We start from the raw sequence: 12,224 nt of genomic DNA, 5'->3' as shown, positions 1-12,224 counted from the left end.
ATTAATACAATTTAATATTCTTGACATAAATCCATATCTTTGCCGATATTCAATGTAATCTTCCCATTTATTATTTTGGTAAATTTCTATATGCTGGTATGTCATTTACCAATTCATAATCCCTTTTATTTCTTCATCAAGTAAAGCTTCATGCAGATCAGTCGCTCACTTTTCTGGATGATGATACATAAATTCACTTCCTAATAAAGCGTTTGGCATTATTTTCACATTTAAGCCAAACTTCTCTTTTAAAACATTAATTCCTCTTTTTGTCCTCCAAAGTAATTCTTTATCACCAGCTATTCCCTTTGACATAGCAACATAGCTAATCTTAGTATGTTTTTCTATTTATTAGGTGAAATCATTCACATATATCAAATAAAGTGGAAATCTATAAATAGTTTTAAAACAAATTTAATTTTGAAATAAACGTTCAACGATTTGTTCTGGTGACCAATGTAATTTTAGATGATATAGATATAATATATATATATATAATGGTTAACGATATATCTATATAATCTATTAGTATATTTATATTATATGATAATTAAATATTTAATTATTAATTTCTGATAGTTTGGAATTTTTTTACATAGATGTCCATTGATAATGATTATCAGTTAATGTATCATAATCATGTAAGATTCTAAAAATAATAACAAATGACATGAGGAGTGGATGTTTTATTGAATAAATATTTGATCGACAACCATAATGAATTTGATAAATCTATTATTTTATTTCCATTTGCAGGCGGTGGGTCCAATATTTATAAGAATTGGACCCTTTCTTTTAAGGGTTTTAATGTGTTGCGTATTCTTTATCCAGGAAGATAAAGTCGATTTGGAGAACGACCTATAACTAATATAGATTAGTTAGTGAAATTTATGAAGAAATGCTTGATGAATTAAAAACTAACGATCGAGATGCTATTGCAGGTATTACAATTCAAGACCAAGAAAAATATTGTCATATAGAGAAACATCAACTCGTTAAGAAAATTAGTGAAGAGTATGCAGATCTTATCGAAGAATCAGGATATAAATCTGTTCACTTAGTGGGTTACTGTTCGGGAGGTTTAATCGCTATGGAAGTAGCAAGTATGCTCATGCTTAGTGATGTCGATGTTGACAATGTTACTTTAATTGATACTTCACCATCACCGCTATCAGAAATCGATTATATGGTTTCAGAAATGGCATTTATCCAAACTCACTTTATTACGATTAAAGATGTATTACCAACCATTGATTAAAACAAACTAAACGATAGTATTAGAGCCATGTATTCTAATATTGAAACTGATGCAGAATACGATTTATTGAATTTCATTATCAAACAGTACGGTGAAGAAGATGAATTAAAAATAGAGTTAGAACAATTTTTTAAATACAAATCTTTTAATGAACGATTTGAAAAATATACTGAAGTTATTGATTCTAAAAAGGATGGTGATAATACAGTCAACACAGATTTCTTAATTTCTTCATATAAAACACAAATGGCAAGTTGGGAAGGGGCACATATGACACCTACTACATATATAGGTGATGTAACTTATTTGAAAGCACAAGAAGATGGTTCTGATTTGTTACCAGCACAAGATAGTAATGAATTTTGGCAAAATTGTTGTATAGGTGATTTCACTGAAATACCTATACCTGGTAATCATTATAATTGTGTTGACGATAAAGAGTATGCGTCATATGTTGCAAAATTATTAATATAAAATTTTAACAGACGGGGAGTTAGATTATGAATAAATTATCAGTTAAAGACTTAATTACAGTAGGTATTTTTACAGCGATTTATTTAGTAGTGTCCTTTGTTACTTTTATGATTGGTTACATACCATTTTTAATACCGTTTCTAGGGTTCATTTGTCCGATTGTATGCGGTATTCCGTTTATTTTATATGTTATGAAGATAGATAAATTTGGTATGGTGACATTGACTGGAACGATTTTAGGGGTTGCTTTTACAGTGATGGGCAGTGGCTTAATTATGATTCCGTTTGGCATTATCTTCGGTTTGATTGGTGACTTCATTATGAAATCTGGTGGATATAAAGAGTGGAAATCAATTGCGTGGGGCTATGCTATTTTCTCGTTTTGGATGATGGGATTTGTCGTAAGAATGTTTATTGCAAGAGATCAATACTTTAAAGAGGTCGGGAAGTCTTATGGTCAAGATTACGTAAATGTTTTGGAATCTATTACACCTTTATGGACATTACCTGTGATGTTTATTTTGACAATGCTTGGTGGTCTTGTTGGTGCATGGTTAGGTAAGAAAATGTTTAGTAAACATTTTAAAAAGGCGGGACTTGTTTGAAGACGGTTGTTGGTTCATTGAAAGATCATAGGAACATTGTCGCAAAATTAGACCCTAGAACTAAGATCGCTTTAACGATCACGATAAGTACGATTTTAATATCAAGTGGTAGTTCGCAAAGTATTTTAAGAGTATGTTTAACGTTGTTTTCACTCGCATTATTATTATCTATTCATAAGATCAGTTTATTTATTAAATGTGCGGTTACTTTTTTGGTGTTGATAGGCATTCAATATTGGGTTATTCCTCATACAGAAGGCATGATTAAATTTATTCTTCTTGCATTTGTTGGAATATTTATGAATATGTTTCCTGGTTTTATCGTTGGTTACTACACTTTATTCTCTACAAAAGTAAGTGAATTTATAGCAACTATGGAAAAAATGAAATTACCTAGAAATATTATCATTCCAATATCCGTGATTTTTAGATTTTTCCCGACGATTGCTGAGGAATATCGGAATATTAATTATGCCATGAAAATGAGAGGTATTAACTTTTCGAATCATTTTTTTAAAATAATCGAGTATAGAATGATTCCGCTTATTATATCCGTTGTTCAAATAGGAAATGATCTTTCTTTTACAGCGATGACAAGAGGAATTGATTCTCCATTTAAACGGACGAATGTATTCGTCGTGAAGTTTAAACTACTTGATATATTGTTAATCATTATCATGGTGATATTATGGATTATTTATTTTAAGGAGAAGTTGTTTAATGATTAAATTTGATAATGTAACTTTCAACTATGCTTCTTCAGAAGAACCAGCTATTCAAAATGTCTCGCTTCAAATTAAACAAGGTGAATTAGTCGTGTTCTGTGGTAAATCAGGTAGCGGGAAGTCTACCGTTGCTAAATTGATAAACGGCTTAATTCCTAAAGTTCAACCTGGTTATATGAGTGGGCATGTATACTTGGATGGATGCAATATATCGGAAATTGAGATGTATCAATTATCACAAATGGTTGGTAGTGTATTTCAAAATCCGAAGACGCAATTTTATAACGTTGATACGACAAGTGAGCTTGCGTTTAATTTAGAAAATCAAGGTATTGATAAAACGGTCATCATTGAAAAGATAAAAACAATTATGAACCAGTTCAAAATTGAGCATTTATTAGATCGTAACATATTTGAGTTATCAGGTGGCGAAAAACAAATCATTGCATGTGCGACAGTGCTTATTACTAATCCAGATGTTGTCGTATTAGATGAGCCATCTTCAAATTTAGATATGTATAGCATTAAGAAATTAAAAGAAATGATTTCTTATTTAAAAGAACGCGGTAAAACGGTCGTGCTGATAGAACATCGTTTGGATTATATTATGGATGAGACAGATAGCGTCTATTATATGGAACATGGCTCGTTACATGCCCATTTTTCTATAGATTCATTTAAATCACTAGATTGTGATGAACTTGAAAACATGGGTATTCGATACGGGCAAGAGGAACGATTACAACATGAGCCACAGTTTGGTGATCGTGTCATGGAAATGCATAATTTTACTTATACTTATGACAAATTTAATAAAGAGAAACAATTAGATGTGAATGAAATAGCCATACCAAAAGGTGAAGTAGTCGCGATTATCGGCGATAACGGAAGTGGTAAATCGACCTTTGCTAAATGTTTATGTGGTTTGCTGAAGGATTTTCAAGGACATGTGACATATGACGAGAAGCGACTCAAACAGAAACAATTATTAAAGCAGAGCTATATGGTTTTCCAAGATGTAAACACACAATTATTTACGGAAAGCTTAGAACAAGAATTACAGCTTTTAAATGTGCAAGTAACAGATACACAAGTTGATGACATGTTAGCAAGTATGAATTTGTTAGATAAAAAGCATGAACATCCATTGTCACTTTCTGGTGGAGAAAAACAAAGAATGGCCATTGCTACGGCAATATTGAGTGCTAAGGAAATCATTATATTTGATGAACCTACTTCAGGGCTGGATTTATATCATATGAAAAAAGTCGCGAAAATAATTAACGACATCCATGACAAAGGAAAGCAAATCTTTATCATTACACATGATAAATCATTGATATTAGAGATTTGTACATATGTCTTACATTTTGGAGATGGTCGTCTTATTAATCAGTTCGCATTGAATCATCAAGGCATCGATCAATTGAATCATTATTTCGATGTATAATTCGCATCAATGAGAGGAGTCAGTAAAGTATGAACACCGATGAACATTGGATAAAATCATTACTCGTATTTGGACAAGATGCTAAATGGAAGATTGTTTTATCTATTGTATTGTCTATTATTAGTGTGTTTTCAGGATTAGTGCCTTATTGGACGGTATATAAAATCATACTATTAATGATTGATGGAAATACAGAGATGAATCAAGTTATTTATTATATAAGTATCGCAGTTGGTGCTTATGTGATACAGGTTATTTGTTTCGGAAGTTCGACGATGTTATCGCATGTGACGGCTTATGATATTTTATCTAATATTAGAAAGCAATTGGCACATAAATTAATGCGTTTACCTTTAGGTGTTGTAGAATCTAAAAAAATTGGTGAACTTAAAAGTATATTTGTCGATAAAGTAGAAACGATTGAATTACCGTTAGCGCATATTATTCCAGAAGTAGTAGGTAATTTATTACTGTCTATTTCTATATTTGTTTATATCGTTATTATCGATTGGCGTATGGCTTGTGCCATGTTGATTACGGTGCCGATTGCATTTTTTGCTTTTAAAAAATTAATGTCTGGATTTAATGAGACATACGAAGAACAAATGGCATCGAATAATTACATGAATAGCTCAATTGTTGAATACATTGAAGGTATAGAAGTTATTAAAACATTTAATCAATCTCAAAATTCTTATAAAAAATATAAAGATGCTGTTAGTGCGTATAAGATACATACTTTAAATTGGTTTAAAAGTACATGGGGCTATATGAACTTAGGTGCAAGTATTCTTCCTTCGACTTTTCTAGGTGTGCTACCACTAGGTATGTATTTGATTTCAATTGACCAGTTGAACTATGCAGAATTTTTTATTTGCTTAGTACTGTCTTTAGGTGTTGTCGCACCAATCAAGAACTTTACGAATTATGTTAATCAATTAAAATCAATCCAATATGCGATTACAGAAGTACGCCAAGTATTGAATTTAGAAGAACTTGAAGTCTCGAAATCATTTAAAGACCCTAAAAATCATCAAATCACATTTAATGATGTTGGGTTCTCTTATTCAAATGACAAAGATAACTTAGTATTTAATCATTTGTCGTTTGTTATTCCAGAGAAGACTTTTACAGCAATTGTTGGTGCATCTGGTAGTGGTAAGTCTACGATTGCGAAATTACTATCAAGATTCTGGGATGTAACGTCCGGTGAAATTGATATCGGTGGCGTAAATATTAAAGATATTGAACCTAAGAAACTGAACGAATTAGTTGGTTTTGTCGGGCAAGATAACTTCTTATTAAATCTTACGTTTAAAGAAAATATTAAATTAGGTAATCCGGAAGCATCAGATGAAGCGGTTGAAGAAGCGGCTAAATTAGCGCAATGTCATGAATTTATTACGAAAATGCCAGAGGGCTATGATACGAATGTAGGTTCAGTTGGTGATAAATTATCGGGCGGTGAAAAACAACGTGTCACAATAGCGAGAATGATCTTGAAAGATGCACCGATTATTGTATTAGATGAAGCGACAGCTTATGTCGACCCAGATAATGAACAAAAAATTCAAGCTGCATTAAATGCTTTAACTCAAAATAAGACGCTCATTGTTATTGCCCATCGATTATCTACCATTAAACAAGCAGATCAAATTATTGTGTTAGGTCATCAACAAATTCTTGAAAAAGGTGACCATGCAAGATTATTGAATATGAATGGTCACTATAAATGCATGTGGGATATGCACATCGGTGCGAAAGATTGGGGGGTCTCTTCTTAATTTGTAATACATTCAAATATAAAGGAGGATTAACATGTTTCAGATTACATTTAAGATTTTAAAGTGGGCGACACCTTATAGATCAAGAATGATTTTAGGATTTGTAATGTCATTTATTAATTCTATTTTTATCGCCTTACCAATCTTCTTAGCTGCCCAAGTGTTTAACCGTGTGCTATCTCATAAACAAATTGAAATGTATGAAATTATGAGTGTGTTAGGCATCATGATTTTATTAGTATTAGCAAGATTTGTGACAGCTTATTTAAAGAATAGACTTCAAGAAAGTATTGCCTATGAAATGAGTGCTAAAGAACGTTTAAATATTGGTGATAAACTTAAGAACGTAAGACTAGGGTATTTTGAAGACCATCAAACAAATGAACTTGCAACAGTTGTTACAACAGATTTAACATTCTTAGAAAATTATGCAATGAAGATGATCGATATTGTCGTAAACGGCTATATATTAATTATTGTATTAATTTTGTCGCTTTTAGTTGTGTCTTGGGAAGTGTCACTATTAGCACTCGTGGGTGTAGTTCTATCTCTACTTTGCATTCATTTATTAGAAAAGAAAAGTCATCAAAACGCGCCTCATTATCATCATGTTCAAAATCAACTTGTTGAGAAAGTGCTAGAAGTTGTTCGAGGTATTCAAGTAATTAAATCATTCTCAAAAGAAAATACAAGTCTTCAAAGTTTTAACAAAGCAGTAGATGAAAGTCAACGCGTGAATACAAAAATTGAATTACAATATATACCTTTTAATTTATTACATTTATTGAGCTTAAAGATAGTCTCTATCGTTATTGTCTTAATGGCATGCTTATTATATATCAATCAAAGCATGGATTTACCAACGCTCATTATGATTTCAATATTTTCATTTGTGATATTTGAAAGTGTGGAGAATGTAAACAGTGCAGCACACGTATTAGAGATGATTGATATGACATTAAATGATATTGAAGAAATTAAGAAAGCACCTATATTAGATGAAACAGGAAGAGATATTGAAATCGATAACTTTGATATTGAATTTGATCATGTCAGCTTCTCTTATGGTGAGCATCGCGTGATTAATGATGTGAACTTTAAAGTAGGAACGCAAACATCTACAGCGATCATTGGACCATCAGGAAGCGGTAAGTCTACGCTATGTCATTTATTGTTAAGATTTTATGATGTAGACGAAGGTACGATTCGATTAGGTGGCGTCGATATCCGAGATATGACACTTAGTACGCTGATGTCGCATATTAGTGCGGTTTTTCAAAAGGTCTACTTATTTAATGATACAATCGAAAATAACATTTTATACGGTAAGCCAGATGCAACTAAAGAAGAAGTTATCGCAGCTGCGAAACAAGCATGCTGTCATGACTTTATCATGTCACTACCGGATGGCTATCAAACAATGGTCAATGAGAAAGGGAATAATTTATCTGGTGGAGAAAAACAACGTATCTCTATCGCAAGGGCAATATTAAAAGATGCACCTATCATCATTCTAGATGAAGCAACTGCGAGTATTGATCCAGAAAATGAACATCTCATACAAAGTGCCATTGATGAATTAAGCAAAGGCAAAACAGTTATCACAATCGCACATAAAATTGGAACAATTAAAAATGCCAATGAAATCATCGTATTAAACGAAGGAAAAATCATTCAAAAAGGTGATCACGAAACACTTGTGAATCAAGCAGGAACTTATCAGAACTTCATCGAAATCAAGACACAATCAGAAGGTTGGAGATTGTAGAGTATGAGTAAACAAATTGGCATTTTAGGTGGAAATGGTGCACTAGGTATTAGGTTAACGAAGTTATTATCTGAACATAAAAATATGCAAATTAAAGTCAGTACAAGAACTGAGAACTTTACCAAATTAGAACATCATCAAATTGAATATGTAACAGTAAGTTTATATAGTGCAGACGATTTAAAACAATTTATTAACGGATGCGATATTGTTGTGAATTGTACAGGTTATTACAATAAAAATATTATAGAGTGTTGTTTAGAATATCATGCGCACTATGTTGATACTTCTGGTGAGTTAAATTTAGCTCAAAGTGAAGTGGAATTGGATGAACAATTGAAGGCAAAACGGTTAAGTGCAGTACAATTTGTTGGTGTAAATCCAGGATTAACAGAAGTGCTGATTGCATATTGTAAAGCGTGTTCGAATGTTGATGAATTAGAATTATACTTTTCAGGTGTTGGCAAATTATCAAAATCAGCGGTCCTTGAAATGATTGAAACATCGGAACCGCCATATTCGTATAGTCAAATGTACATTAAAAACGGTAATCTTGAACGTTTAGATTATATGATGAAAGAAGCTAACTTAATGGATAATGAACGACCATTTAATTGTGTGCCCATTATCAATCATCATTTTATCAATTGCATAAAGCAAAATACCGTATAAATGCTAATTTAAAAATGTACACTCTCGCTTGAATAAGTATGTACAAAAATGACTGTTTTTATCATAATTTGATTGAGGTGAAATTATGAATTATACAGTCAAAATAGATACAGACATTAAAATTAAAAGCCTTTCAGACTTACCAAAGCTGAAAGAAATGAAAGAAAGATATTGAATTGATAACGTTTCCCAAATTTATCAATTCAATATCTTTCTTTCCAGTCTACTTGAGCAGCTATACCAGGGCGTTTTTCTACCCGTATAGTTGCTTTTTTAATTTCCTTTTCTTTCTTTTTCTTACAATATTCTCTTAGAATCGTATACTTGCCTTCATATCCTTTTTTAGAAATATATTTATAAATCGCCATAGCCGTACAACCTAACTCTAATTTTTCGTCTATGAGCGTTTTATAGGGTTCTAATTTTGATACTCTCTTTGTCGTTTTCCTTGTTTTTAATTTTTTCAACTCATTGCCTTTCCCAGCTTCATAATATTTTTTAACTGTCCTTGGATAGCAATGATATTGTCTAGCCAGCTCAGCGTAATTTGGTTTTATGCCTTTCATAATGTAAAATAACACTCCTTCGTATATATCATGTCTCAGTCAAACAACCTCCATTCAAAGATTGAGTTAAGACATGATTATATATTTTATACCGCCATTTACAATAGTTACTCTCTTAATAAAAACATAATGTTTTGTTGTTTATCATCTAAAATACAAAGAGTATAGTTTTTCTTCGTTAAAGTCATTTGAGAGATCTACAAAGTATTTCGTTTGCCATTTTTGTGTGCTTTTAGCAGTAGGATTTAAATTTGAAACCCAGCTCGGATAAACACGCATTGCCATTTTACCTTTAGCTTTATTTGATTTTATAACTCCTTTTTCTTTCAAAATATTTTTAGGAAATATGAACTGACCTATTTTTTCATTGTCTATAATATTTATGATTAATATATCTTCTGTTGTATCATAATCAAAAGGGATATTCACATTACATTCATTTTTTCGCCAAAAAGCAACAAAATATCCTTTTTTTTTTGGTGTTTTTTTGGCTAATCTACTTTTAAAAGTTAATTTATCTGACTCAAAAGTAAACGCTTCGTAATCAGAGTTCAAGTTATCAATTTTAATATTCGTTAAAGACAAGTTACTTATTACATTTATAACAGAGATTACTAATTCCTTTGAGATATAAGTGTCATTCATAATACTTATTCCTTTCTATTGAAATTCTTATGTCTTAAAATATCTTCTATTTCAATTTCATTAATAGAAGTAGGGAATTCATTTACTTTTGAACACACAGAAAATATGTAATTATCATAATGATACTTTTTAAAATAAAAATTGTTATCATAATAATTAGTGTAAACTGATATGTCATTCTCTAAAAAGCGATTTTTTATTGTAAAAGAGTTTAATGGAATGTAAAGGCCTTTACCTAAAGCTTTTACATAGCTCTCTTTTAATGTCCATATATAGAAAAATGTTTTACTAATGTCATCTTCTCCGGCATTAGTAAAGTAAGATTTTTCATATTTAGAAAATGATTGAATTAGAATATTAAAGTCTAAATATCTGACTTTTTCTATATCTACACCAATTTTCTGGGAGTGAATAGTACAAATTATCCATTTACCTGAATGAAATATATTATAGTGAAAATCAGAACTATTTTTTAAAAACGGTTTTCCATATTTGTTACTACAAAATACTAAGTCATCATTTTTAAGATTAAATTTATTCATAACTATATATCTAATTAGTAAATCAGAAAGTAAAGATCTTAATCGATCATTTTTATAGATATATCTTTCTATAGTTTTTCTTTTAGAATCAGAGATGTTATTTATAGCAAATTTGAAATTTTCGGAACTGAATTTGTTAGGTAGTTTTAAAGAAAATATTTGGTTGTATATTTTTAACGGTTGGCGAAATATTCACTGACCGTTATTTTAATTTTTGATATTAAAAAAGCACAAATATCTCTATAATTGTAAGTGACTAAACAAACCATTAAGGAGATATTGTGCCTATGTATAATGATATATCAGAAATGCTTGGAATTAAAGTCAAAAATTTAAAAATCACTCAAAATTTAGGATTACATGTACATAAAAACGTAAAGGCATTATTATACGAAGGCCAATTGACATATCATCCCAGTGCTTGTGCGTGTTGTGGAATTAAAAATGATGCACATTTAATTATTAAACATGGCTTTCGTAAAACGAAAGTTTATATGGGATTAATTTTTGAAAGACCTGCCTATTTAAAATTGAAGAAACAGCGCTTTTACTGTAAAGCTTGTCAACAAACCTTTACAGCTCAAACACCCTATATTCAACCCCGATGTACCATCTCAAATGAGGTCAAATGCATGATGATCCGGAAACTATCTAAAGTCATCTCTGAAAAGGATGTCGCTGAAAGTCTATGTGTATCACCTTCAACTGTCCATCGCCATTTAAAAGAGGTAAGTGATTCGGTGAAGACGCAGGCACATCATGTTTTAGCTGAGCACTTAGCTTTTGACGAATTCAAATCAACGGAAGATGTCAAAGGTGCGATGAGCTTTATTTACTGTGATAGTGTAACCCATGATATCATCGATATTTTACCTGATCGTCGCAAACATAAATGAGAAGCCTATCTTTAAAGTTCTCTAGAAAGCAACGTGAAAAGGTTAAAACCATCTCTATAGATATGTTTCCACCTTATATCGCACTCATTCAAGACTTATTTCCTCATGCGGAGATAATTATGGATCGCTTTCATATCGTGCAGGCTATCAATCGTGAAATCAATCGATGCCGAGTTCAAGTTATGAATGGTTTTAGGACAAAAGATAGACCTCAATATAATAAATTAAAGCGTTATTGGAAGTTACTATTAAAAGCGCCCTTAGATTTAGATCGAATGATATATCAGTCATACAGACTTTTTAAGTCTTGGCAGAGTCAATACAGTTTAGTTCAGTATTTATTGGGGCTTGATGAGAGGCTCAAAGAGACATATGAAACGGGGCATCGTCTTTTAAGTGCTCTGAAATCAAACGATATCCAGCAATTACGGTTCATCTTACAGGATTCAAAGACAAAAGATATTTCACAAGGACTCAAGCGTGTCATTCAAACATTCATCAAATACTTGCCCTATATCTCAAATACGATGCGTTATCCACATTTAACGAATGGGCCAATTGAGGGCATTAATAATAAAATAAAACTGATTAAACGGGTTTCTTATGGTTATAGAAATATCTGGAATTTTAGGAATCGAATCTTAATCATTTCCAAGGTATTTGTAAGTGAATATAAAAAACGCATTAAACAACAAAATAACGTTGCTTGATGCGTTATCGTCTCGCCAACCGACGTTGACAAAGAACCTATAAATTAAGCATATGCTTAGGTGGTGACTCCCGCGTAACACCTATGGTATCTATTTAATTGTCGGACAAAAAAGGACTGATAACGTAAT

General features: G+C 31.4%; 11 protein-coding genes and 1 pseudogene. 9 read left to right on the top strand and 3 right to left on the bottom strand.

Features of this window, described 5'->3' with window-relative positions; translation table 11 throughout:
* Positions 1-898 precede the first annotated feature (898 nt).
* The 8 genes from MUA40_RS11750 to MUA40_RS11715 all read left to right on the top strand — a co-directional run bounded on the left by MUA40_RS11750 (position 899) and on the right by MUA40_RS11715 (position 8,736).
* Positions 899-1,258 carry a thioesterase domain-containing protein gene (locus MUA40_RS11750; RefSeq protein ID WP_016425671.1) on the top strand — a complete coding sequence of 120 codons (360 nt, stop codon included), beginning with the start codon at positions 899-901 and terminating at the stop codon, positions 1,256-1,258.
* Between the two features lie 66 nt (positions 1,259-1,324).
* Positions 1,325-1,732 carry a hypothetical protein gene (locus MUA40_RS11745; protein ID WP_228480286.1) on the top strand — a complete coding sequence of 136 codons (408 nt, stop codon included), beginning with the start codon at positions 1,325-1,327 and terminating at the stop codon, positions 1,730-1,732.
* A 26-nt stretch (positions 1,733-1,758) separates the two neighbouring features.
* Positions 1,759-2,337: an MptD family putative ECF transporter S component gene (locus MUA40_RS11740; protein WP_016425669.1), complete on the top strand. Its 579-nt coding sequence runs from the start codon at positions 1,759-1,761 to the stop codon at positions 2,335-2,337.
* Complete coding sequence (locus MUA40_RS11735; RefSeq protein WP_016425668.1) at positions 2,334-3,065, top strand: energy-coupling factor transporter transmembrane component T; 732 nt, start codon at positions 2,334-2,336, stop codon at positions 3,063-3,065. The genes MUA40_RS11740 and MUA40_RS11735 overlap by 4 nt, the downstream gene beginning before the upstream one ends.
* Positions 3,058-4,512 carry an ABC transporter ATP-binding protein gene (locus MUA40_RS11730; protein ID WP_126496495.1) on the top strand — a complete coding sequence of 485 codons (1,455 nt, stop codon included), beginning with the start codon at positions 3,058-3,060 and terminating at the stop codon, positions 4,510-4,512. Before MUA40_RS11735 ends, MUA40_RS11730 begins: the two co-directional genes overlap by 8 nt.
* Positions 4,513-4,541: 29 nt before the next feature.
* Positions 4,542-6,296 (top strand): ABC transporter ATP-binding protein, encoded by a 1,755-nt coding sequence (locus MUA40_RS11725; protein WP_016425666.1) that lies wholly within the window; start codon positions 4,542-4,544, stop codon positions 6,294-6,296.
* A gap of 34 nt (positions 6,297-6,330) precedes the next feature.
* Entirely contained in the window at positions 6,331-8,064 is a 1,734-nt protein-coding gene (locus MUA40_RS11720) for an ABC transporter ATP-binding protein (RefSeq protein WP_167732728.1), read from the top strand.
* Between the two features lie 3 nt (positions 8,065-8,067).
* Positions 8,068-8,736, top strand: a complete 669-nt coding sequence (locus MUA40_RS11715; RefSeq protein ID WP_194368734.1) for a saccharopine dehydrogenase NADP-binding domain-containing protein — start codon at positions 8,068-8,070, stop codon at positions 8,734-8,736.
* A gap of 203 nt (positions 8,737-8,939) precedes the next feature.
* Here MUA40_RS11715 and MUA40_RS11710 read toward each other — a convergent pair whose 3' ends face one another.
* The 3 genes from MUA40_RS11710 to MUA40_RS11700 all read right to left on the bottom strand — a co-directional run bounded on the left by MUA40_RS11710 (position 8,940) and on the right by MUA40_RS11700 (position 10,648).
* Positions 8,940-9,302 carry a transposase gene (locus tag MUA40_RS11710; protein ID WP_016425662.1) on the bottom strand — a complete coding sequence of 121 codons (363 nt, stop codon included), beginning with the start codon at positions 9,300-9,302 and terminating at the stop codon, positions 8,940-8,942.
* Positions 9,303-9,446: 144 nt separating this feature from the next.
* Positions 9,447-9,947, bottom strand: a complete 501-nt coding sequence (locus MUA40_RS11705) for a MepB family protein (RefSeq protein ID WP_016425661.1) — start codon at positions 9,945-9,947, stop codon at positions 9,447-9,449.
* 5 nt (positions 9,948-9,952) lie between these two features.
* Complete coding sequence (locus MUA40_RS11700; protein WP_394802127.1) at positions 9,953-10,648, bottom strand: 4'-phosphopantetheinyl transferase family protein; 696 nt, start codon at positions 10,646-10,648, stop codon at positions 9,953-9,955.
* 128 nt (positions 10,649-10,776) lie between these two features.
* On the opposite strand from MUA40_RS11700, the pseudogene MUA40_RS12180 reads away from it, so the two are divergent.
* Positions 10,777-12,095, top strand: a pseudogene (locus tag MUA40_RS12180) (ISL3 family transposase).
* Positions 12,096-12,224 lie beyond the last annotated feature (129 nt).

Origin of the sequence: Staphylococcus schleiferi (genome assembly GCF_025558325.1) — a bacterium.
GTDB lineage: Bacteria > Bacillota > Bacilli > Staphylococcales > Staphylococcaceae > Staphylococcus > Staphylococcus schleiferi.
The sequence above is the reverse complement of the archived record's forward strand: the minus strand, read 5'-3'. Positions and strand labels throughout refer to the sequence as shown.

What these genes read in the sequence shown, in the direction of transcription:
- MUA40_RS11705 (WP_016425661.1), bottom strand. Translation starts at nt 9,947, where the DNA reads ATGAATGACACTTATATCTCAAAGGAATTAGTAATCTCTGTTATAAAT.
- MUA40_RS11730 (WP_126496495.1), top strand. Translation starts at nt 3,058, where the DNA reads ATGATTAAATTTGATAATGTAACTTTCAACTATGCTTCTTCAGAAGAA.
- MUA40_RS11725 (WP_016425666.1), top strand. Translation starts at nt 4,542, where the DNA reads ATGAACACCGATGAACATTGGATAAAATCATTACTCGTATTTGGACAA.
- MUA40_RS11715 (WP_194368734.1), top strand. Translation starts at nt 8,068, where the DNA reads ATGAGTAAACAAATTGGCATTTTAGGTGGAAATGGTGCACTAGGTATT.
- MUA40_RS11710 (WP_016425662.1), bottom strand. Translation starts at nt 9,302, where the DNA reads ATGAAAGGCATAAAACCAAATTACGCTGAGCTGGCTAGACAATATCAT.
- MUA40_RS11740 (WP_016425669.1), top strand. Translation starts at nt 1,759, where the DNA reads ATGAATAAATTATCAGTTAAAGACTTAATTACAGTAGGTATTTTTACA.
- MUA40_RS11720 (WP_167732728.1), top strand. Translation starts at nt 6,331, where the DNA reads ATGTTTCAGATTACATTTAAGATTTTAAAGTGGGCGACACCTTATAGA.
- MUA40_RS11750 (WP_016425671.1), top strand. Translation starts at nt 899, where the DNA reads ATGCTTGATGAATTAAAAACTAACGATCGAGATGCTATTGCAGGTATT.